Here is a 23134-nt window from a genome sequence, read left to right as displayed (position 1 = left end):
TAAGGGACCGACAATCTAGCGCAGCTCGTCAGGGCAGGGGGTTCCGCGCGGGACTTGGTACGGAGCGGCAAGCCGGTAGGTGCCCGGCCGCGGGGCGAGGAGCTCGGTCCACTCGTCGCCCTCCGCGTCCTCCTCCGCCTTCAGCAGGCAGCCGTTGGGGTTGACGTACTCCTTCTGCCCGTCATCCCGCGCCTGCGACTCCGGCGTCTCGTACGGCCCTTCGACGCCCTTGCCGTCCGTGTCGACGAGGCTGAGCCACGGCGAGTAGGGGACGCGGATCAGCACCCGGCCCGCGTTCTGCACCCGGATGGTCATCTCCCCGGCGCCCGCGTGGTCAACGGTCGCCGGCGGGTCGGCCATCTGCGTCGGGTCCTCCACCGCGAACAACTGCCAGTTGGCGTCGCCCCAGACACGGGTCAGATAGGGCTGGCCGGCCCGTACGAGCTCCGCCTCCTGCTCGGCCCCGCTGGAGTCGGGCGCCCCCGTCGGCAGCACCACGTAGTGGACGGCCCAGCGGTGCAGCCATGCGTGGTAACGCGCCGAGGTGAGGGGGTTCTCCTTGTCGTAGAAGATCGGGTTGCGCTTCATGTCGGCCTGCCTGTTCCAACCGCGGGCGAGGTTGACGTACGGCGCGAGCGCCGATGCCTCACGGTGGCTGCTCGCCGGGACGACCTCGACCCGGCCACGCTCGGCGCCCACCTGCTGGAGCCGGTCGACCAGCGGCGCGAGCTCGCGGTTCCACGAAGCCGTCGGGGCCGTGCGGACGATGTCGTCCACGCCCTTGTAGCCGATCCAGACGTTCAGGCCCACGACCGCGAGCACGACGGCGTACCACTTGCGCGAGCGCGGCACCGTGTACGGCAGGGCGGCGAGCAGCACCACGCCGGCGAAGAGCATCGGCAGCCGTGACACGTTCGACCCGATCTGCGAGTCGACCGCCCAGGTCAGCAGCGTGCCGAACGCGTACACCGCCGCGCCGGCGCGCACCGTGCGCCAGTCCTTCGGTACGAGGAGGAAGACGAGGACCCCGTAGAGGAACGGAAGCGATGTCGACAGAAGCGACATGGGCTGCGTGCCGGAGAACGGGAACAGCCAGGCGGACAGGGCCACCACCAGCACCGGCGTGAGGCCGACCGCATAGGCGCCGGGGCGACGCCCGTTGAGGAACAGCGCGGCGGCGACGACCCCGAGGAACAGACCGGCGACCGGGCTGGCCGCGGTGGCGAGTCCGGCGAGCGGCGCGGCCACGGCCGCCTTCGCCCAGCGGTTGCGACGCCAGCGGTGCGGCCAGCAGAAGACGGCTCCGACCGCGCCGAGCGCGAACATCATGCCGAGACCGAAGGTGACCCGGCCGGAGAGCGCGTTGCACAGGAACGCGAAGACCCCGACGAGCGAGCAGGCCACGGGATTGCGCACGGCCCGCACCCTCACCAGCATCAACGCCGTCAGGGCGGCCGACACCGTGCCCGCGAGCATCATGGTCGTCCGTACGCCGATGAGCGACATCACGTACGGGGAGACCACGCTGTACGAGACGGGGTGCATCCCGCCGTACCAGGCCAGGTTGTACGCCGAGTCCGGATGCCGGCCGACGAACTCGGCCCAGGCGTCCTGGGCCGCGATGTCGCCGCCGCTGTTCGCGAGGAAGAAGAACCAGAGAAGGTGGACGAACGCGGCGGCGGCCGCAGCCAGGGCGACGGGGTGGCGGGCGAGACGACGGCGGACGACCGCGAGCCGGGAGGGCGGGTCAGCCGGGTCGGGCGGGGGCGCTGGCCTCGACGTCGGTGCCGGCGACGATGCCGGAGCCGGCGAGGGCAACGACGGTGGCGACGCCTGCGCGGGGAGCAGTATTCGCGGACCTGTGCCTACAGTGCCGCCGGCGTCGGCGCTGCTGCCGTCCGCCCGTTTCGGCTCAGCGGTGGTCACTGCGGCTCTCCCCGTCCTGTTCCTGCCGGCTGCCGATGTCTCCGGCGCGGCCGCGCCCGTCCGCCCCTCGTCCATGCCCCTGTTCACGTACAAGACGCCGTACCGGCCCCCCGAGTTGCCCCGGGACGCCGGCGCGCGGGCGTCCCGCCCGCCCCCCCCGCCCCCCCCCCCCTGTTTATTCTAAATCCCCCCCCGCCCCCCCCCCCCGGGGCCCCCCCCCCCCGCGGGGGGGGGCGCCCCCCCCCCCCCCCCCCCCCCCGCGCCGGTCAGCCGAGGCGGGTGATCTTCGCCCCGACGCCCGGCTCAGCGAGGTCCCGCTGCAGGGTGACAGGTGCGCTGACCTTGCCCACGCCCTCACCGACGGACACCTGTCCGACGACCGTGCCCGCCCTGGCGGAGTGCGGGACCGCCTTGCCGTTCTGGGCGATCTCGATCTTCACGTCGAGTCCCGACCAGCCCACGGCCTTCAGGTCCTTGGTGGCGACGACCGGCGTACGGCCACCGAGGCCGTCGTCGACGTGGCCGACGACATCGCCCTTCTTGACGACCGTCGCGGAGGTGACGGCCTCCTGTGCCGGCGGGATCAGGGCGATGCTGTAGTCGATCGCCAGCTCCAGCTTCTGCCAGAGCTGGGGAGCGTCCTTCGCGCCCATCACCATCCCGATGATGCGGCGGATCTCACCGTCCACGAGGGCGTTGGCGGACCAGAGCAGATTGCCGCCCGCCGGGGTGGAGGAACCGGTCTTGATACCGCCGACGCCGTCCATCAGCAGAGCGCGGTCGTTGTTGTTGCGGATCTTCCCGTCGATGCCCGGGATCTCGGCCTGCGTCATGTTGACGATCTCCCGGAACACGTCGTTCTCCATGACCGCCTTGCCCAGCTTGATCTGGTCCAGCGGGGTGGAGACGGTGCTCGACTTGAGACCGCTCGGGTCGGTGTAGGTGCTGTTCGTCATGCCGAGATCCTTGGCGGCGTCGTTCATCTTCTTGACGAACGCCTCCACGGATCCGGCGTCCCAGCGGGCCAACAGACGGGCCGCGTTGTTCCCGGAGGGGATCATCAGCAGCTGCAGCATCTGCTTCTCGGTGAACTGCTGCCCCTCCTTGATGGGAGCCGTCGACTCGCTCTTCGCCTTCGACTCCTCCTCCGCCGTCTTGTCGACGGTGATCTTCGGGCCGACCTGCTTGCCCTTGAGCGGGTGGTCTCTGAGGATCACGTACGCCGTCATCGTCTTGGCGACGCTCGCGATGGGCGCGGGCTTCTGGGCCCCGTAGCTACCGAGGCTGCCGACGCCGACGACCTCCACCGCGCCCTGGCCCTCCGACGGCCACGGCAGCTCGAGCTTCCCGCCTTCGAAGGTGTACGACTCCTCGGCGGTGAGCGCCAACGTGGGGTCCGGCAGCGGCCGCACGAGCTGTACGACCGCGAAGACGATCAGCAGGAGCAGGACCAGCGGCGTCCAGATCTTCACCCGCCGGACGGCCGTGCGGACCGGCGTCTCGGGCGGCGGCGGGGTGTTCGTCAGCTCGGCGAGCAGGTCGAGCGGCGGCAACGGGGGCATCGGCTGCTGCCGGGTCCGCTCGGCCTCACCGAGGGACGCGGCAGGCTCCGCCGCGGGCGGCAGGGACGTTGCGGGCACGGCGGAGCCGGCGGGCACGGCCGGTGCGGGGCGTACATCGTCCCGGCGCAGCGGTACGAAGGTGCTGCGGCGCTCGGCGTCGACCTCCCGCTCGGGACGCGGCTTCGACTCCGGCTTCGACTGCGACTGCGGCTGCGGCTGCGGCTGCGGCTGCGGTTCGGCCTTGGGGGGCGGCGAGGGCATCTTGAGCGCGGTGGTCGGCTGATCCACGGGAGGTCGCCGTAGCGCCTTGAACACCGTCGTCGGCTGATCGACGCGACCTTCGCTCTTTGCATCCGCACTGCTCGAAGAAACGGGGGCGGGGGTGAGGGCGGAGGCGGAGGCGCCACCACCGTCGGTGGAAGCTTTCTGCACGGCACCGCCCGCGGTGGTCCTCGTGGTGCCCCGCGTGGTGTCCTCTGCCGGGCCCTTCGCGGCCTTGCCCGTGGAGCTCCCCGCAGCGCTGCCGGCGGCCGCCGGCTTCGAGCGGACGTCCGCCGGCACGTCCGCCGATGCGTCCGCAGGCGCGGAGGCGGGCGTGGTTCTCTCCGCCCCCCGTCCGGCGCCGGGGGACGGGCTCGCGCCGCCCGTGGCCGTCGTGCCGCCCTCCGTGGCCGTGGGGGTGGACTCCTCCGCGGTGTCCGGCGCGTCCCTGTCGGCGTCCGCGTCGGCACCGTCGGCGGAGTCCGCGCCCGGAGCCGGGTCCGGAGCCGGGTCCGCGGAAGCGTCGGCGTCGGAGGTCGGCGTCACGTCCGTGGAATCGGCGTCCGACCCCGGGCGAGGTTCCGTGGATTCCGTGGAGTCCCCCGCGTCCGGGGCGGGCCCGTCGGCGGGCTCGCCGCCCGACCCGTCGTCGCCGTCCGTCGCCACCCAGGCGGCAACCGCCGCGCGCAGACGCGCGTCATTGCCCGTGGGGGCGGCGGCCTCCCGCTCCCCTGCGGGCGGGGCCTCAGGGGCGGTGTCGCCGTCCGCCGCCGGCGAGGACGCCGTGGACGCCGTGGACGCCGTGGACGATGACGAGGAGGTGTCACGGTCAGAACCGGACTCGTGTGCGGCCTGACGGAACACCGTGAGACGCGGGTCGCGCTCCTCGTGAGTCGTCTCCCCCGACGACTTCCGCTGCTCCGACTTGTCGGGGGACTCGCCCGCCACCGTGCCTCCTCCATGAGTCATGTGCCACGCCCCGTGCGTATGTCTGCGCACGAACGCCGCGAACCGGCGGCAGGCCGCCGGTCCATCGTGTCCGAACCATCTACCAGTGTCCTGTGTGGGCACTGGGCTCCGGTGCTAGACGAGAACGACATACCTATCGGTTCCCTAACAAAGCGCCCAGGCGCCCTCGACAGACCAATGTGAGAGGGGTCACCCTGTCATTCATCCACGCGGGGAGGCATGGATGGCCAGGAGCCGCAGAACACTTCCGGAGGAGCTTCTGCTGCTCGCTCTGGACCCGGCAACGGGTACCACAGCGCAGCCGCAGTCGCTCGACCTCGGCCTGGCCGGGGCACAGCTAGTAGAGCTGGCTCTGGCAGGACGGATAGCCCCAGACGGGGATCGTATCGCCGTGGTGATGCCACGGCCGACAGGAGATCCGACCTTGGACTCCGCACTGGAGCTGCTGCGCAGACGCGGCAGCCCGGTCCGGGCCGTCCACTGGATCGGCGGGCCCCGGCTGGGGCTGCGCCAGATTTACCTCTCGCATCTGGAGCGGTGCGGCATGGTGCATGCCGTGGCGGGCCAGATGTGCGGAGTGCTGCCGACGACTCGCTACCAGGCGACGGAGACGGCGATCAGCCGGGACATCAGGGCCCGGCTGGACAGTGCGATCCGCACCGGTGTACCGCCGGACCCGCGGACCGCGGCGCTCGCCGCGCTGGCCCACGCGGTCGGACTCGGCAAGCACCTGTACCCGGGCAACGAAGGGCGTTCCTCGCGGTCCCGTCTGCGGGACCTCATCAGGCACGACCCGATGGGCGGCCTCGTCGCGCACGCGGTGATGGACGTCCAGAACGGTGCGGCAGCCCAGCCGCGACGCAGCCAGCCGACGGCCCCCGGTGGCCGCCAGCCGGGTCCGGTACCGATGCAGCCGCGACGCGGCAGCAGCAGCCTGGCCGCACGCGTCGCCGCGCACTGAGCGCGGTACCGGCAAGCAGCACCGCACCGCTGCCGGACCACCGCGCCGCTGCCGTACCGGCATCATCGCCGCACCACCGCACCACCACCGCAGAACCGCACCACCGCAGAACCGCCGCACCGCCGCACCGCTGTCCCCGGCGGACCGGTCCGGGAGCCGCGACACGAAAGCGCGAGGCAGCCACACCGCTGCCTCGCGCTTTCGCGTGGGCGGCCACACCGCGCGACCCGACCGTGCGCGCCCCGGCCTCGCGGCTGAGGCCGCACAGCCGCAGCCGTACGCGGTCGTGCAGCCGCAGCCGTACGCAATCGTGCACCCGCAGAGGGCACCCACAGCCGTACGCGGTCCTGCAGCCGCAGCCCGTCGCACCGGCACCCCACCGCAGCCGCCGCCTTCGCGTGTGTGGCCATTTCGCAGCGCGGCGACCACCATTGGTGGCAATGTGCTCAGCAGTAGATACGCACAGCTACCCAGCCGGAGGTGCAGTTTCCGTGGCGTCCAACGTCAATCCCACCGTCAGGAGACGCCGATTGGGGCAGGAGCTGCGTCGGCTCCGGGAGATGAAAGGCATGACGGCCGAGGAGGTGGCGGAGCGCCTGCTGGTCTCCCAGTCCAAGATCAGCCGCCTCGAGAACGGCCGACGCTCCATCAGCCAGCGCGATGTGCGCGACCTGTGCGGGGTGTACGAGGTCGAGGACCACCGGATCGTCGATTCGCTGATGCAGATGGCGAAGGACTCGCGCCAGCAGGGCTGGTGGCACGCCTTCGGCGACATCCCGTACAGCGTCTACATCGGGCTGGAGACCGACGCGGCCAGCCTGCGGGTGTACGAGCCGCAGGTCGTCCCCGGCCTGCTGCAGACACGGCCGTACGCGGAGGCGCTGATCGCCGGTGCGCTGCCGGAGAGCGGGACGACCGACGTGGAGAAGCGCGTCAGCGTCCGGCTCCGCCGCCAGGAGCGGATCAGGGACACGGACCACCCGCTGCGCCTGTGGGTGGTCATCGACGAGGCGGCACTGCGCAGGCAGGTGGGCGGCAAGCAGCTGATGCGGGAGCAGCTCGAGCATCTGATGGAGCTGTCGCACGAGCCCCATGTCACCGTGCAGGTACTGCCGTTCGAGATGGGCGCGCACCCGGGCATCAACGGGCAGTACGCGATCCTCGAGTTCCCCGACGCCTCGGACTCCAGCGTCGTCTACATCGAGGGCGTGACCAGCGACCTGTATCTGGAGAAGGCGAACGACGTGCAGAAGTACAGCGTCATGTACGAGCATCTGCGCGCCCAGGCGCTGAACGTGGACCAGACCCGGCAGTTCATCGCCGAGATCGCCAAGGTGTACGCCCAGGGAGACCCTGCCTGACCGAAAGGGCGGGAAGGTACACCATAGTCACCGTGCAGCGGAAGAGCAGCATGGAATATGCCATCCGGTCGAGTGAACGCCCGTCTCGGGGACCGCACTTGGCGAGTAGCGTCGATCACGCCAGCAAGACGTTGGCTCGGATCACACCACTTGCCGGAAGCGGAGCGAACATGGCAATCCTTCAGGGCGCGACGGAGACCTGGACGAAGTCCTCGTACTCCACCGGAAACGGCGCATGCATCGAGGTCAGGTCCCCCGTCGTCCAGGCGGTTTCCGTACGGGACTCCAAAGTCCCCGCGGGACCGACGATCACCTTCGTCCCCGACTCGTGGAACGCGTTCGTGAACGAGGTGGGAGACGGCGCGTTCCGGCTCGGCTGAGGACGTCACCGCCCGCAGCACGATCCACGGCATACGTACCGAGGGCCCTCTCGACTGGTTCGCCGTCCCGGCCGAGGGGGCTCGGCCACACCCCGGATCGGGGGCAGCCGCCCCGGCTCACCGCAACCGGTCGACGTACCGGTCGGTCCCGGGCACGGTCGGCACGAAGGGTGCCACCAGTTCCACCCGTCCCAGCCCCGACTCCGCGACGGCCGTGTCCAGCCCCGTGAAGGTGTCCTCCCACCGTTCCCTCGGGTCCTGTTCGAGGAACCACAGCAGCGTCAGCCGGGTGTCCACGCCCTCGACCTGCTTCACATGGGCCATCCGGTCACCCGGCAGCGGTGTGGGCCGGAAGACGGTCACCATCGCCGCGCACGAGCCCGCGAGCCTCCCCGGCAGGTGCTTCCCGCGCAGCCACTCCAGCAGCCGAGCCCGTTGCGCGGGCCCGTCGGTGTCGATGACCTGCACCACCAGGCCGGCGTACGGATGATCCAGCGCGTGGTAGTCGCGCGGGCCGGCCGCGCCGTCGCGGTAGACGGTTGCCTCGTGGTCCTGGAACGCCGTGAAGACATGGGTCCGCTGCTGGTGGACGCGTCCGTCACGGCCCAGCCGCCTGTTGATGGCGACCGTCCACTTCATATGGTCGTCGTAGCGGCCCTCGGTGATCCAGTAGACCGAGATGTAGCAACCGGCGGTCACCGGTTGAGCCACCGCCGACGTCTGCGGATAGCGCAGCAACTGAAGGTCCCTGATGGCCACCCAGCGGCGTCCGGCGCACATCCAGGGCATCGCCATGGCGCCCGCGTAGTAGTGGTCGTCCTCGTACCAGCGGTTGTACGCGTACTCGTGGCCCGGATGCGGCTCCACCATGGTGATCAGGGCGTGGCCGGGGCGCACCCCGTACGGGCCGACGGCGGCCAGCTCCGCGTACACCTCGCTGCGCGTGTCCTCGCTCACGGTACTCCCCTCTCCCTTCCCGGCTTCTCCCGCGGCCCTCCGCCCGCGACGCTCCGCAGGCGCCCCTCCGCCCGTGTCCTGCCTTCCTGAGCGCTTCCTTCCCGGGCCCTTCCCGGACCTTCCTTCCTGCGCCGGGCAGACCTACTCTGACGCACCGTCAGACAATGTGCCAGCCACACAGGAGGTCCCGGATGCTGCTCCAGGGCAGGACCGTGATCGTGTCCGGCGTCGGCGCCGGGCTCGGGCACCAGGTCGCGGCAGCGGTCGTCGAGGACGGGGGCAACGCCGTCCTCGGCGCGCGCACGGAAGCGAGACTGGCCGAATCGGCCCGCGAGATCGACCCCGGCGGCACACGTACCGCGTACCGGGTCACCGACATCACCGACGAGGCGCAGTGCGAGGCCCTGGCGGCGGTCGCGCTGGCGCGCTTCGGGCGCATCGACGCGGTGGTGCACGTCGCCGCGTGGGACAGCTGCTTCGGCGGCCTCCAGGACGCGGACTTCGGAACCTGGCAGGGCGTTCTGGACGTCAACCTGCTCGGCACGCTGCGGATGACGCGCGCCTGCCTGCCGGGGCTCAAGGAGCGCGGCGGTTCGGTCGTGTTCATCGGCACACAGTCGGCGGTGGCCGCGCCCTCACAGGTGAGGCAGGCGGCCTACGCGGCGTCCAAGGGCGCACTCACCTCCGCGATGTACTCCCTGGCCCGGGAACTCGGCCCCGACCGGATCCGGGTGAACACGGTGCTGCCGGGCTGGATGTGGGGTCCGCCGGTGCAGGCGTACGTCCGGTCCGCCGCCCGCGCCGAGGGAGTGGCGGAGGACGATGTGCTCGGGCGGCTCGCAGGGCGGATGGCGCTGCCCTCACTGGCCACGGACCGGGACGTGGCCCAGGCCGCCGTGTTCCTGGCGTCCGACCGCGCCCGCGCGATCACAGGCCAGTCACTTCTCGTCAACGCGGGTGAACTGATGAGGTGACGGGCGCGGCGCTGCTCGGCCGGGGCGTCGGCCTGGTCGCCTTCCGGCTGGTCGACTACCCGATCAGCTGGCGCGTCCAAGGCGGTGTGCCGCCGCAGTCCCAGGTGTCCGTGCCGCTCGTGGTGTCACTCGCCCTCTACGTCGTGATGGGCTGGATCAAGCCGGCGGACACCCCGCAGCGATGACGAGGTGCTCGCGGAGATCACCGGCGACGACACCGGCGGCTCCGGTGCGGGCGGCGCTACCGGGGCCCCGCCCGCACGGGAGACCGCGGGCAGCTGACGCGCCCTTCCGCGACTGCCGCCCCCTCCTGCGGGAGGGCCGCCCGAGGGCGAGGGCCGCGCGCCCCTCCTGCGGGACGGCAGCCGGCGCCCCGGCCCTCTACGTCAGTTCCGCCGCGCCGCGCGGATACCGCTGGAGCCATCCCGGGGCCGTCGCCGTGGGACTGTGCAGCGCCGGGCCCTGCGTCATCTCCATCGCGAAGTCGTCCGCGATCTCCAGCAGCGTCGGACGCCCCTCCAGCTCGCACAGCCACGCCGGCGGCAGCGCCGTCTCCCCGTGCAGCGCCCCCAGCAGCGCACCGCAGACCGCGCCCGTCACCTCGGACGGGCCGTCGTGGTTGACGGCGAGCCGGAGCCCGTGCCGGATGTCCTCGCCGACGAGCGCGCAGTAGACGGCGACGGCGAGGGCGTCCTCCGCGACGTGGGCCTCACCGAGGGAAGCGACCCGCGCCGGACTCGGGATGCCCTGCCGTACGGCTCCGAGCGCCTGCTTGAGCGCGTCCGTCACGGGCTGGTGCCCCGGCCGGGTCGCCAGCTGCGCCAGCGCCCGCTGCACCGAGCCGTCCAGCGTCTCCCCCCGGGCCAGCCCGTGCACGATGACGGCGAACGCGCCGGCCGACAGGTACGCGGTCGGATGCCCGTGCGTCTGCGCCGCGCACTCGACGGCGAGCTGGCACACCAGCTGCGGCTCCCAGCCCACCAGCAGGCCGAACGGCGCCGACCGCACCAGGGCTCCGGCGTCCCGCGCGGTCGGGTTCTTGGGGGCCTGCAAGGTGCCCATGTTCTCGTCCGCGAGACCCGTGAGTGTGTCCCGTGAGGGGTTGCGCCGACTGTAGAGCCACTCCTCGCGGGCGAGCCAGCCGTTGTCCTTGCGGCGCTCGTCGGGCCCCCAGTCGCGCTGGGTCGCGGCCCACCGCAGATACGCGCGGTGCACATCGGTCGGCGGATGCCAGGCGCCGGTGTCGCGCCGGACCTGCGCCCGTATCAGCCCGTCGACGGTGAAGAGCGTGAGCTGCGTGGCGGCGGTGACCGCACCCCGGCGGCCGTTGACCGGGGTGAGGTCGGTCAGCCCTTCGGCCCCGTGGGACGCGCGGATCTCCTCAAGAGTGAGCCCGCCGACACCGGCGCCGAGTGCGTCGCCGACGGCACCGCCGAGCAGCGCCCCGCGCACCCTCGCACGGAAGTCCTGCTGCTCGGCACGGCCCCACACCGCTGTGGCTGCTGCGCTCACCGCGCTCCTCCCCCCGCCGTCGCCGAACGAACACCGCCCGGCGCAGCACTGTAATCGAACGGCCCTGGCGGGTTCAGGGGACGCTCGGCGGGCCCGGCCTCCCCTCGCGGGGGTACGGCCTCTCTTCGCGGAGTACGGACGGGTATGCCGCCAACCGTGAGCAGCCGCCGCCTATCGCGCGGTTCGTCCGGAGCGGCGGCGAGGAGCGCGGGAGTGAGCGGACCGTCGTCCGGACTCGGCGGCGCGCGCGAGGGCGAGCCGCCCGGGCTCCGGGCGTTCCCCGGTCACTCCGGCAGCAGCGGCAGCAGCTGCGGCAGATGCCCGTCGGACGCGCTCGCCGTCCGCTGCCGCTCTGCCGGCACCTCGCCGTACAGGGTCGTGCGCGGCTTCGCCGGACGGCCGGCGGCCTCGGCGATGGCGGCGAGGTCCCGGACGGAGCGGTACGAGCCGTAACCGGAGCCGGCCATCCGGGAGATGGTCTCCTCCATCAGCGTGCCCCCGAGGTCGTTCGCCCCGGAGCGGAGCATCTCCGCCGCGCCCTCCGCGCCGAGCTTCACCCAGCTGGTCTGGATGTTGGTGATGTGCGGGTGGAGGAGGAGGCGGGCCATCGCGGTGACCGCCCTGTTGTCGCGGACGGTCGGGCCCGGCCGGGCGATGCCCGCCAGATAGACGGGCGCGTTCGTGTGGATGAAGGGGAGCGTCACGAACTCGGTGAAGCCACCGGTCTCCTGCTGGATCGCGGCGAGCGTACGGAAGTGGCCGAGCCAGTGCCGGGGCTGGTCCACATGCCCGTACATCATCGTGGACGAGGAGCGGATGCCCAGCTCGTGCGCGGTCTTCACCACCTCGATCCACGTGGCGGTGGGCAGTTTGCCCTTGGTGAGGACCCAGCGGACCTCGTCGTCGAGGATCTCCGCGGCGGTGCCGGGGATCGAGTCCAGACCGGCCTCCTTCGCCGCCGTCAGCCACTCGCGGATCGACATCCCGGTGCGGGACGCCCCGTTGACGACCTCCATCGGCGAGAAGGCGTGCACATGCATGCCCGGTACGCGCGTCTTGACGGCGCGCGCGATGTCGAAGTACGCGGTGCCGGGCAGGTCGGGGTGGATGCCGCCCTGCATGCAGACCTCGACCGCGCCGACGTCCCACGCCTGCTCCGCCCGGTCCGCGACCTGGCCGAGCGAGAGCGTGTAGGCGTCGGCGTCGCTGCGACGCTGGGCGAAGGCGCAGAAACGGCAGCCGGTGTAGCAGACGTTGGTGAAGTTGATGTTCCGCGTGACGATGTACGTCACATCGTCGCCGACGACGTCGCGCCGCAGTTCGTCGGCGACGCGGGTGAGCGCGTCGAGGGCGGGGCCGTCGGCGTGGAGGAGGGCGAGCGCCTCGTCGTCCGTGAGGCGCGTCGGGTCGTCGGCGGCCGTGCGCAGGGCGGCCTTCACATCCGTGTCGATGCGCTGCGGCACCATGCCGGGCGCGGCGGCCTCACGGAGCGCGTCCCAGTCGCCGTAGACGTGGTCGAAGTCGTCGCGGCGGTCGTGGGTGCGGCCGTCGGTGTCGATGGTCCGGTGCAGGTCCGTGCGGCCGGTGGCGGTGAAGCCCTCGTCGGGCTCCTGCCACGGCAGGCCGGCCGGGACGGCGCCGGGGCGTGCCAGGCCGGTCCCCTCGTCGGCGAGCGCCCGCACGTGCGGCAGCAGCCGCGGGTCGAGCCACGGCTCGCCGCGCCGTACGAACTCCGGGTAGACGCAGAGCCGTTCGCGCAGCTCGAATCCTTCGGCGGCGGACCGCGCGGCAAGCTCGTCGATCTGCGGCCAGGGCCGCTCGGGGTTGACGTGGTCGGGGGTGAGCGGTGAGACCCCGCCCCAGTCGTCGATCCCGGCGCGGATGAGCCGCGCGTACTCGGCGTCGACCAGGTTCGGCGGGGCCTGAAGGCAGGCGGAAGGCCCCATGATGTGCCGGGCGACGGCGACGGTGGCGACGAGCTCGTCCACCTCGGCGTCCGGCATGCCGCGCATGGCCGTGTCCGGCTTGGCGCGGAAGTTCTGCAGGATCAGCTCCTGGATGCCGTGGTACGCGCGCGACACGCGGCGCAGCGCGAACAGCGACTCGGCCCGCTCCTCGTACGTCTCGCCGATCCCGATCAGCAGCCCGCTCGTGAACGGCACGGAGCTGCGCCCCGCGTCCTCCAGCACGCGCAGCCGCACGGCCGGCTCCTTGTCGGGCGAGCCGTGGTGCGGGCCGCCCGGCTGTGACCACAGCCGGGTGGCGGTCGTCTCCAGCATCATGCCCATCGACGGCGCGACCGGCTTCAGCCGCTGGAAGTCCGTCCAGGACATCACCCCCGGATTGAGATGGGGCAGCAGCCCGGTCTCCTCCAGGATCCGGATCGACATGGCCCGTACGTACGCGATCGTGTCGTCGTACCCGTGCGAGTCCAGCCACTCGCGGGCCTCGGGCCAGCGGTCCTCTGGCTTGTCGCCGAGGGTGATCAGCGCTTCCTTGCAGCCCGCCTCCGCACCCCGCCGGGCGATCTCCAGCACCTCGTCCGGCGACATGAACATCCCGTGCCCGGCCCGGCGCAGCTTGCCGGGGACGGTGGCGAAGGTGCAGTAGTGGCACTTGTCCCTGCACAGGCGGGTGAGCGGCACGAACACGCTCTTCGAGTACGTGATGACCCCGGCGCGCCCGGCAGCCTCCAGACCCGCGTCCCGCACGCGCGCGGCCGACGCCGTCAGGTCCTCCAGGTCCGCCCCCCGTGCCTGCAACAACACCGCGGCCTCCGCCACGTCGAGCGCGACGCCGTCCCTGGCCCGCTTCAGCGCACGCCGCATCGCGTTCTCGGTGGGCCGTACTGAACCGGGTGCACCCTCGTGATCGGTCATGCGTCGAGCATACGAGCGGCCCCCGACATCCCTGCCCGGACCTCGCAAGGTGGCCGGGTCCCGGCGCCCCGGCGCGACCGTGTCTTGATCGCCTCCATGCACGGCGCCTAGGCTCCCTTGCCCATGGGGACGGGGGAACCGGCACACGGTCGACGGCACTGGCGCGACGGGCCGTTCGGAGGGCGTACGGTCGCGGCCCTGCTCACCGGGACGGCCGGCGTGGCCGTTCTGGGCGCCGTGCTCGTCCTGCTGCCCGGTCTGATCGTCGACCACGAACTCGCCGGGCGGAGCCTCGCCCCGCAGGACCGGCTCAAAGCCGTCAATGACGTCCGTACGACACTCCTGCAGGCCGTCGGCGGCATGATCCTGCTCTTCGGCGCGTACGCCACCTGGGGCCAACTACGCGTGAACCAGGACGGTTTGCGCGCCACCCAGGAAGGCCATGTCACCGACCGGTTCAGCCGGGGCGTCGACCAGCTCGGCACCGACAGGCTGGAGACACGCATCGGCGGGCTCCACGCGCTGTGGCGGATCGCGGAGCACTCCGCCCGCGACCGCGAGGCGGTCATCTCCATCCAGGCGGCGTATCTGCGCACGCACCTGCCCTGGCCTCCCACCGCTCCGGGCACACCGGCGGCGGACGCGCCCGTCAACGACGTCGCACCACTGGAGGTCCGCGCCCCGGATGCCCAGGTGGCGCTGACGAGCCTGGGTGTGCTGTGCCGGGACCGCGAGCAGTCCTGGGTCAACCTCAGCGTCACCGACCTGCGGCGAGCGGACTGCGACGGGCTGTGGCTGCCCGAGGTCAACCTGGACCGCGCCTGCATGGAGGCGGCCGGGCTCTACCACGCCAACCTGACCCAGGCGTCCCTCGTCTCCGCGGTCCTGCGGCACGCCGAGTGCCGGACGGCGATCTTCCGCCGCGCCCGCCTCGCCCTCGCAGACCTGCGCGGCGCAGGACTGGTCGAGACCGATCTGCGGGACGCCGACTTCACCGAGGCCGATCTGCGCGAGGCGAACCTGCGCAAGGCCGACGCGGGCGGCGCCTGCTTCCGCCGCGCCGACCTGCGGCTGGCCGACCTGCGCGGCACCGACCTCAGCACGGCCGACCTCACGGAGACGCGCCTGACCGGCGCGGCGGTCAGCGAACACACCCGCTGGCCCACCGGCTTCGACCCCGCGTCCGCCGGCGTCACCCCGACCCCCGACCCCGGCCCCGAGCCCCCACCACTCCTCCAGCCACCGGGCATCACGACCCAGCACCCCCCACTGCGCTCCCTGCCGTGACGGCCGGGGCCGGGCGGCCGCCGCTTCTGCTCCCCGCCGACGAGAGTGACCGCGTCGGCCGGCAAGTCCTGCGATGCCTGCGTCACAGACGACCGGTCGGCCCGATCGGCTCGTCGCTGAGGAGAAACGCCACGTGACAGCATCCGCCGAGTGAGTGACAACGGGGACGGCATAGCGCGACCGCCCGCCTATCACGACTTGCCGAACTGGCCGTACTGCCGATTGGCCCCCGCCGCCCTTCGCGTGGCTACCCGCACGGCGAGCGGCCGAGGGCTCCCTCCAGGGCGGACCGTGGAGCTCGCCGCCCCGGGTCGTGCGCGTCCAGGCGCACAGCGGCCGTCTCACGCCGCGTCATACGCGGCCGGCAGCGCGGCGACGCCGCCCCGCTACAGATACTGCGCGTAGTCGTCCAGGGCCCGTAGGACCTCCAGCTCCGTCCCCGGGGGGAGTTGGAGCACCACCTCGTCGATGCCCTGGTCCGCGTAGTGCGCCAGCTTCCCCGCGGAGGGCCGGACGGCGTACGGGACGATCTGGAGGGACTCGGGGTCGCGGCCGGCCTGTTCCCAGGCGTCGCGGAGGAGGGGGACGGAGTCCTGGAGGCCGCGGCCGCCGATCGGCATCCAGCCGGACGCGTACTCCGTGATGTGGGCGAACAGCTTCGGGCCGGCCGCGCCGCCGACCAGGACGCGCGGGGTGCCGCCGGCCGGCTTCGGGTGGGCGTACGAGGCTCGGACGGAGGCGAAGTCGCCCGTGTACGAGGTGGGTTCCGGCGCCCACAGGGCGCGCATCACGCGCATCCGGTCGCGGACGAGCTCCCGGCGCGAGGCCCAGTCGACCCCGTGGTCCGCCGCCTCCTCCACGTTCCAGCCGAAGCCGACGCCCAGCGTGAAGCGGCCGCCGGAGACGTGGTCCAGGGTCGCGATCTGCTTCGCGAGGGCGATCGGGTCGTGCTGCGCGACCAGGGTGATGCCCGTGCCGAGGGCGAGCCGTTCGGTGACGGTCGCGGCCTGGGCGAGAGCCACGAAGGGGTCAAGGGTACGGCCGTACTCGGGTGGGAGGTCTCCGCCGGCCGCGTACGGGGTGGTGCGCTCCACCGGGATGTGCGTGTGCTCGGGGACGAAGAGGCCGGCGAAGCCGCGCTGCTCCAGTTCGCGGGCGAGCCGTACCGGATCGATCGTCTCGTCGGTGAGGAAGATGGTCGTCGAGATCCGCATGCGGCCAACGTATGCCGTACATACGGCCCTCGTCGCCGGTCATGACCGCGTCGCGGCGGAGCACCGGGAGAGCCGGTGCGGCCAATGTCGCTGATCGGGCGCTGGTGTTCGTGACCGTCCCCGAGCCGAGGACGCCGAAGAACCGGGCCCGCTGGACATCGCGCCGACGGACCGCGGCCGGGACGAGCGGACCGCACCCGGGGACGAGGAGGTGGAGCGCCTGCCGGCGCTGGGAGCGACCGTGGTCGCAAGGTCCCGGGGCCCGCGGCCGCCGGCGGGAGCCGGTCAGCGCTTGCGCAGCGCCCCCAGGTACACCCCGAGCAGGATCAGCGGTGCGCCCAGGAGCAGGCTCGCCGTCAGGGGTTCGTCGTCGAGCCACGCCGAGAGCAGGATCGTGACGAGCGGAGCGACGACGAAGACGTACGGCGCCCGGGACGGACCCCAGGCCCGCACCAGCAGCAGGTAGAGCACGAACACGGCCACCGAGCCCGCCAGGACCACATACGCCAGGGCCCACCAGGTGGCCGCCCGCTCGGGGAGGGTCCATGTGTCACCGGCGGCGCGGGAGCCGGCGAAGAGGAGGACCGCGGCGCCCGTCATGCCGATCGCGTTCATCGTGACCGGGTGGACCTTCGGCAGCCGGTGGACCAGAACCGTCGCCTCCGCGAAGGAGAGCACCGCGCCGAGCATGGCGAGGAACGACAGCAGCGGGACCGCCCCCTGGAGCGGGGCCTGGGACACGGCGGCGACGCCCGCGACGGCGAGCAGCGTTCCCAGAGCCGCCCGCAGGCGGAACCTCTCCTGGTGCTGGGCCACCGACAGCAGCAGGGCGGCGAGCGGCACCAGGGCGAGGATCGTCTGGGCGAGGCCGGCGTGGATACGCACCAGGGCGTAGTAGGCCAGGGAGAACGTGACCCCGAAGTTGAGCGCCCCGAACAACAGCGCCCCTGCCAGTGCCCGGCCCCGCGGCCACTGAAGCCGTCGGACGGCCATGATGACGAGCAGGACCGCGGCGGCCGCGCCGAAGCGCAGGGCGGCTCCCCACAGCGGGTCGAGTTCCCGGTTGCTGAAGCGGATGGCGACCGCGTTGCCGCCGGCGAGGACGCAGCAGGCGGCGAACGCGGCCGGGGCCGCACTGCCGCCCCCGGGTGCTGGCATGACCGCACCGTAGGACGGAGAGCGGCCCCGCGCGGGCACCGACACCCCGGCCCGTGCGGCGGGCACCGACACCCCGGCCGGTGCGGCGGGCACCGACACTCCGGCCCGTGCCCGCCCGCCGGTCGGCCGGCGTCAGTCCGCCAGCTCCAGTGCCGGGGTCTCCTTCGTCAGGACCTCGCCCCGGAAGAACGCCGGGCTGCGGCGCTGCATCACGATCATCAGGACGACACCGAGCAGGAGCAGGCCGACGCCGATGACGAAGACCGAGCCCATGCCGAGGACGGAGGAGCCGGAGCCGTAGGCCGGGTCCCACATGTCGTAGAGCGTCTTGCCGAAGACGGCGGTCAGCATCAGGCCGCCGATGCCGGGCAGCACGCCCTTGAAGAGCAGGTTGGCGGTCGACCGGTTCAGCTCCTTGCGGAAGAACCAGACACAGGCGAAGGCCGTGATCGAGTAGTAGAAGCAGATCATCAGGCCGAGGGCGTAGATGGTGTCGACGAGGACGTTCTCGCTGACGAGGCTCATCACGGTGTAGAAGACGCCGGTGGCGACGCCCGCGGCCACGGTCGCGAGACCGGGGGTCTTGAAGCGCGGGTGGACCTTGGCGAACGCCTTCGGCATGGCGTCGTACGCGCTCATGGCGAGAGCGGTGCGGGCGACCGGGATGAAGGTGGTCTGCAGGCTCGCCGCGGCGGACGCGAGGACGGCGACGAAGAGCAGGACGCCGAGCCCGGAGCCCATGATCGGGTCGGCCAGGACGGCGAACACGTTGTCGGAGGTTTCCGGGTTGCCGAGGCCGGTGCCCTCCTCGCCGATCCCGGCGTACATCTGCACGGCGATGGCGACCATCAGGTACGAGGCGACGATGACGACCATGGCGAGCATGGCGGAGCGGCCGGGGGTGCGGGCGCTGCCGACACTCTCCTCGTTGATGGACAGACAGGCGTCCCAGCCCCAGTAGATGAAGATCGACAGGGAGAGTCCGGCGGTGAAGGCGGAGAAGGACTCGACGCTGAAGGGGTTCATCCAGGACAGGGAGAAGTCCAGGGAGCCGGCCACCTCGTCGGACTTCATGACCGCCATGGCGGCGAAGATGACGATGACGGCGATCTGGAGGCCGACCAGGGCGTACTGGACCCACTTGGTCGCGGTGATGCCGCGGTAGCTGATGGCCGTGGCCACCGCGATGAACACGAGCGTGGTGAGGATGTGGACGGCCTTGTTGCCGTCGAGGGCGGCGACGCCCGCACTGCCCGTGATCTCCCCGGCGGTGAGCCAGAAGAACGACGTGGCGACGCCGGCGAGGTTGGAGAGGACCACGACGGTGGCCACCAGCAGGCCCCAGCCGCACATCCAGCCGATGCGGGGCCCGAATGCCTTCACCGACCAGGTGAAGGAGGTGCCGCAGTCCGGCACCGCCTTGTTGAGCTCGCGGTACGCGAAGGCCACGAGCAGCATGGGCAGGAAGCCCGCCAGGAAGATCGCGGGCATCTGGAGCCCGACTTCCGACACGGTCGGACCGAGTGTGGAGGTCAGGCAGTAGACGGGGGCGACTGTCGAGACGCCGATGACGGCTCCGCCCATCAGGCCGACGGAGTTCCCGCCGAGGCCCTTGGTGCGGACACCCCCGTCGGGGGCGCTCCGTACCGTGTCTCCGGCCTGTGGCCGCGCATCGAGCTGAGTCATGAAAGGGACGTTAAGCGCTGCGGTTTCCACATCCGGAAGATCGAGATCCGGATACCGGAAAGGCACCTGGGTTCGATTCCAAGGTCGAATCGGCCACCTGGGGGCTATTTGAAAGATGGACGGCCGTTACCGACAGTACATCGTGAGGCCAATCACCCTCCCTTCCGATATGCGAGAACCGCAGCAACACCCGTTTTGTCCGGTTTCAAATTTTCCCGTACTTTTTTACGGCCCCGGGAACCACAAGGGCCGCGGCCCCCTCAGCCCGCCCAGACCAGCGACTGGAGCTCGCTGTACGCGTGCAGTGCGTACGAGCCGACGTCCCGGCCCACGCCACTGCGCCGGAAGCCGCCGAACGGTGCCTCCATGTTCCTGCCGACCGTGTTCACCCCGACCCCGCCCGCCCGCAACCGCCCGGCGACGCGGAACGCACGGGCCGTGTCGCCGGAGAAGACGTAGTCGATCAGTCCGTAGTCGCTGTCACCGGCGAGCGCGACACCCTCCTCCTCCTCGTCGAACGGGACGACGACCACCACCGGCCCGAAGATCTCCTCCCGCACGATCCGCATGTCCTTCGTGCAGTCGGCGAAGAGGGCCGGAGCCACATAGAAGCCCTTGCCGTAGGCGGGGCGCCCGCCACCCGTCATCAGGCGGGCCCCCTCCTTGCGCCCCAGCTCCACGTACGACTCCACCCGGTCGCGGTGCGCCGCCGAGATGAGTGGGCCGACGACCGTCGTGGGGTCGGCCGGGTCGCCGATCCGCAGGGCGCGCGCGTAGGCGGTGAGGCCCTCCACCAGCCGGTCGTACACCCCGCGCTGGGCGATCACCCGCGTCGGGGCCGTACAGATCTGGCCGCTGTAGAAGGAGAACGTCGTACCGATCCCGCGCACCGCGGCGCCGAGGTCCGCGTCGTCGAAGACCAGTGCCGCGCCCTTGCCGCCGAGCTCCATCAGCTGGCGTTTCATCCCACGGCCGCAGACCTCGGCGATCCGCTGCCCCACCGCCGTCGAGCCGGTGAAGCTGACCATGTCGACGTCCCCCGACTCCACGGCCGCCTCCCCGACGGCCGCCGCGGAGCCCGTCACCACGTTGACCGTGCCGGGCGGGGCACCGGCCTCCTGAAGGGCCTCGGCCATCCGGTACACGGACAGCGGGTCCTGCGGGGCGGGCTTCACGACCACCGTGTTGCCCATCGCCAGCGCGGGTGCCACCTTGCCCGCCGGGTTCGCCCACGGATTGTTGTACGAGGTGATGCAGGTGACCACGCCCACCGGGCGGCGTACGGCGACGGCCCCGAGGACGCCCCCCTTCCCCATCGGGCCCGCGCCGCTGACCTGCGGGACGATCGGCTGCTCCACCGGCTCCAGCGCGCCCCTGGCGTAGCGGCGGAAGCGCGCCGCGCCGACCCCGACCTGCATCCCGCGCGCGGTCGCCGTCGTCGCTCCGCTCTCGGCCCGCGCCAGGTCCGTGTGCGCCTCCAGGTCGCGCTGCACCAGGGTCGCCGCCCGGTCCAGGATCGCGGCACGCTCCTCCGGCCTCGTACCCGACCAGGCGGCGAACGCCTCACGGGCGGCGGCCGCCGCGTCGAGGACCTGGGCGCGGCTCGCCTCCGGGGCGAGACCGACGACCTGCTCCGTGGCCGGGTCGATCACCTCGTAGTGACCCTCGTCCGGCTCGACCCACTCACCGCCGATGAACAGCCGCTCCTTCACCGGGTCGACACCGTCCTCGTGTCCCGGCCCGAGCGGAGCACCCTGCCCGGTAGGGCGCCGGTCACCTCGTCGTTCCGTATCGCCTCCACGCCGTTGACCCGCACCGACACGACGCCGATCGCCTTCGCGTCGAGGCGCGGGCCGCCGCCCGGCAGGTCGTGCACCAGCGTCGCCGGGCCCGCGTCGATCCGCCCGGGATCGAAGAGGACGAGGTCCGCGTGGTGGCCCTCGACGATCCGGCCGCGGTCGCGCAGACCGAAGAGACGCGCCGGGTCGTCGGTCAGCATCTTCACCGCCGCCTCCAGCCCGACCAGTTTCCGGCCGCGCAGACAGTCGCCGATGAAGCGTGTCGTGTACGGGGCGCCGCACATCCGGTCCAGGTGCGCGCCCGCGTCCGAGCCGCCGAGCAGTACGTCCTCGTGCTGCCATGTCTCGGCGCGCAGCGCCCACGAGTCCGGGTCGTTGTCGGCGGGCATCGGCCACAGGACGGTGCGCAGGTCGTCGTCGGCGCAGATCTCGACCAGGCACTGGAACGGGTCCTGGCCCCGCTCGGCGGCGATGTCACGGACGACCCGGCCGGTCAGACCCTCGTTCCGAGGGGTGTACGTGTCACCGATGACGTAGCGGCCGAAGTGCGCCAGACGGCGGAAGACCCCGGCCTCCTTGGAGCCGGCCCGCCGCAGCATCTCGGCGCGCACGGCCGGGTCGCGCAGCTTCGCGATCCGCTGCGGGACGGGGAGCGACAGGATCTCGCCCCAGCCGGGGATCAGGTTGAGGGCGCAGAACGTGCCCAGCGACATGTTCATCGGCGTCAGGATCGGCATGGTGAGCGCCACCACCCGGCCACCGGCCTTACGAGCCCGCTCGGACGGCACCAGCTGGCGGGGCACGCGCTCGGGGACGGCGGCGTCGATGGTGAGCACGTTCCAGTTCAGCGGCCGGCCCGCGGCGGCGCTCATCTCGACCAGCAGATCGATCTCGTCGTCCTCGAACCGGTCGAGGCAGCCGGCGACGATCGCCTCCAGCTGCGTCCCCTCGCGCTCGCCGACCGCCCTCGAGAGGGCCAGCAGTTCGTCCGGGAGGGCGTGCCGGGAGGCGACGGGCCTGCCGTCGCCGTCGGAGTGCGTCGAGGAACGGGTCGTCGACAGCCCCCAGGCACCGGCGTCCATGGCGTCGTGGAGGAGCGCCACCATCTGCCGTAGCTGCCCCGGGGTCGGCCGCCCGCCGATCGCGTCCGCGCCCATCACATACCGGCGCAGCGCGCAGTGGCCCACCATGAAGCCGGCGTTGACGGCCGTGCGGCCGTCGAGGGCGTCCAGGTACTCGCCGAAGGTGCGCCAGTTCCACGGGGCGCCCTCCTCCAGCGCCAGGAGGGACATGCCCTCCACCTTCGACATCATCCGGCGCGTGTAGTCGGCGTCGCCGGGCCGGTCGGGGTTGAGGGGTGCGAGGGTGAAGCCGCAGTTGCCCCCCGCCACAGTGGTGACACCGTGGTTCAGGGACGGGGTGGCGTACGGGTCCCAGAACAACTGGGCGTCGTAGTGGGTGTGCGGATCGACGAAACCGGGGGCGAGGACGAGTCCGGTGGCGTCCTCGGCGGTCGCCGCCCGGGGGGCGTGCCCGGGCTCGTCGATGACGGCGACACGGCCGTCGTCGCCGATGCCGACGTCGGCGGCGTAGCCGGGGGCGCCGGTGCCGTCGACGACGGTCGCGTTGCGGATGAGGTGGGCGAGCATGGCGTCCCCTTCTGCGGCTTGCCGCGGGTGGGTGGAGTGGGGCTGCGTGCGGGTGGGCGCGGCGGCGGGCCGCGACCGCGCTGTACGGGCAGGCGAGGCGGACGAGGCGGCCGGACGGGCAGGCGGTGGTACGGCCCGGCCGGAGGGCGCGGCGGCCGGCCGCGACCGCGCTGTACGGGCGGACGAGGCGGGCAGGCGGCCGGACGGGCAGGCGGTGGTACGGCCCGGTCGGAGGACGCGGCAGCCGGCCGCGACCGCGGTGCGCTCTCCGACCGGGCCGGTACGGACGGCGGTCCGGGAAGACGCCGTCCGCGTTCGGGGGCGGGCGGGGCGGGTGGCTCCTGCGGCGGGCCGTTCCCCTACCCGCCCCTTCCCACAACCGGGCTCCGCCCGGACCCGCGCTTCGATCTCCCTTACGGCCCGGCGGCCGTGGGAGGTGGTCCCGGCAAGGCCGGGACTTGCCGTCCCGTCGGGCCTCCGCCCGAGCCCCGGGCCGCGAACCCCCTACGCCCGGCGGGCGTCGCAGGTCCTCCCGCGAGGCTGGAGTCGCCCGGCGGGCCGGGTTGCCGCGCGGCGGCACATCCAGTGCGGCTCGGGGT

The 23134-nt window shown here is 72.4% G+C and carries 15 protein-coding genes and 1 pseudogene; 6 read left to right on the top strand and 10 right to left on the bottom strand.

Going from position 1 to position 23134, the window contains the following annotated elements:
* Positions 1-15: 15 nt before the first annotated feature.
* Complete coding sequence (locus tag AB0903_RS14550) at positions 16-1692, bottom strand: MFS transporter (RefSeq protein ID WP_366702640.1); 1677 nt, start codon at positions 1690-1692, stop codon at positions 16-18.
* A gap of 500 nt (positions 1693-2192) precedes the next feature.
* Positions 2193-4718: a serine hydrolase gene (locus AB0903_RS14545; protein ID WP_366702568.1), complete on the bottom strand. Its 2526-nt coding sequence runs from the start codon at positions 4716-4718 to the stop codon at positions 2193-2195.
* A gap of 223 nt (positions 4719-4941) precedes the next feature.
* Between AB0903_RS14545 and AB0903_RS14540 the strand changes: the two genes are divergently transcribed.
* The 3 genes from AB0903_RS14540 to AB0903_RS14530 all read left to right on the top strand — a co-directional run bounded on the left by AB0903_RS14540 (position 4942) and on the right by AB0903_RS14530 (position 7420).
* A complete protein-coding gene (locus AB0903_RS14540) occupies positions 4942-5679 on the top strand; it encodes a GPP34 family phosphoprotein (protein ID WP_366702566.1) in 738 nt (245 codons plus the stop codon).
* A 491-nt stretch (positions 5680-6170) separates the two neighbouring features.
* Positions 6171-7040 carry a helix-turn-helix transcriptional regulator gene (locus AB0903_RS14535; RefSeq protein WP_366702564.1) on the top strand — a complete coding sequence of 290 codons (870 nt, stop codon included), beginning with the start codon at positions 6171-6173 and terminating at the stop codon, positions 7038-7040.
* A gap of 170 nt (positions 7041-7210) precedes the next feature.
* The gene (locus tag AB0903_RS14530) at positions 7211-7420 is read left to right on the top strand and encodes a DUF397 domain-containing protein (RefSeq protein WP_366702562.1); all 210 of its coding nucleotides are present in this window, start codon (positions 7211-7213) and stop codon (positions 7418-7420) included.
* A gap of 117 nt (positions 7421-7537) precedes the next feature.
* On the opposite strand, the gene AB0903_RS14525 is transcribed toward AB0903_RS14530, so the two are convergent.
* The gene (locus AB0903_RS14525) at positions 7538-8377 is read right to left on the bottom strand and encodes a hypothetical protein (RefSeq protein ID WP_366702560.1); all 840 of its coding nucleotides are present in this window, start codon (positions 8375-8377) and stop codon (positions 7538-7540) included.
* A gap of 191 nt (positions 8378-8568) precedes the next feature.
* Between AB0903_RS14525 and AB0903_RS14520 the strand changes: the two genes are divergently transcribed.
* Both AB0903_RS14520 and AB0903_RS14515 read left to right on the top strand, forming a co-directional pair.
* Positions 8569-9351 carry an SDR family oxidoreductase gene (locus tag AB0903_RS14520; RefSeq protein WP_366702558.1) on the top strand — a complete coding sequence of 261 codons (783 nt, stop codon included), beginning with the start codon at positions 8569-8571 and terminating at the stop codon, positions 9349-9351.
* 5 nt (positions 9352-9356) lie between these two features.
* A pseudogene (locus AB0903_RS14515) lies at positions 9357-9633 on the top strand (Na+:solute symporter); the annotation flags it as partial.
* Between the two features lie 99 nt (positions 9634-9732).
* Here the strand turns inward: AB0903_RS14515 and AB0903_RS14510 are convergent.
* Positions 9733-10863, bottom strand: coding sequence for an ADP-ribosylglycohydrolase family protein (locus AB0903_RS14510; protein WP_366702556.1), 1131 nt, complete (start codon positions 10861-10863; stop codon positions 9733-9735).
* Between the two features lie 284 nt (positions 10864-11147).
* Positions 11148-13742, bottom strand: a complete 2595-nt coding sequence (locus tag AB0903_RS14505) for a bifunctional FO biosynthesis protein CofGH (protein ID WP_366702554.1) — start codon at positions 13740-13742, stop codon at positions 11148-11150.
* A 123-nt stretch (positions 13743-13865) separates the two neighbouring features.
* Here AB0903_RS14505 and AB0903_RS14500 point away from each other — a divergent pair, with 123 nt between their 5' ends.
* Entirely contained in the window at positions 13866-15029 is a 1164-nt protein-coding gene (locus AB0903_RS14500) for a pentapeptide repeat-containing protein (RefSeq protein ID WP_366702552.1), read from the top strand.
* 386 nt (positions 15030-15415) lie between these two features.
* Here the strand turns inward: AB0903_RS14500 and AB0903_RS14495 are convergent, their stop codons facing one another.
* From AB0903_RS14495 to AB0903_RS14475, 5 genes are all read right to left on the bottom strand, one after another.
* Complete coding sequence (locus AB0903_RS14495; protein WP_366702550.1) at positions 15416-16243, bottom strand: LLM class F420-dependent oxidoreductase; 828 nt, start codon at positions 16241-16243, stop codon at positions 15416-15418.
* Positions 16244-16528: 285 nt separating this feature from the next.
* The gene (locus AB0903_RS14490) at positions 16529-17401 is read right to left on the bottom strand and encodes a DMT family transporter (RefSeq protein WP_366702548.1); all 873 of its coding nucleotides are present in this window, start codon (positions 17399-17401) and stop codon (positions 16529-16531) included.
* 132 nt (positions 17402-17533) lie between these two features.
* Positions 17534-19087 (bottom strand): APC family permease, encoded by a 1554-nt coding sequence (locus AB0903_RS14485; protein WP_366702546.1) that lies wholly within the window; start codon positions 19085-19087, stop codon positions 17534-17536.
* Between the two features lie 260 nt (positions 19088-19347).
* Complete coding sequence (locus AB0903_RS14480) at positions 19348-20799, bottom strand: aldehyde dehydrogenase family protein (protein ID WP_366702544.1); 1452 nt, start codon at positions 20797-20799, stop codon at positions 19348-19350.
* Positions 20796-22535: a D-aminoacylase gene (locus tag AB0903_RS14475; protein ID WP_366702542.1), complete on the bottom strand. Its 1740-nt coding sequence runs from the start codon at positions 22533-22535 to the stop codon at positions 20796-20798. Before AB0903_RS14475 ends, AB0903_RS14480 begins: the two co-directional genes overlap by 4 nt.
* Between the last annotated feature and the right edge of the window lie 599 nt (positions 22536-23134).

Origin of the sequence: Streptomyces sp. NPDC048389, from assembly GCF_040706335.1 — a bacterium.
Classification (GTDB): domain Bacteria; phylum Actinomycetota; class Actinomycetes; order Streptomycetales; family Streptomycetaceae; genus Streptomyces.
The sequence above is the reverse complement of the archived record's forward strand: the minus strand, read 5'-3'. Positions and strand labels throughout refer to the sequence as shown.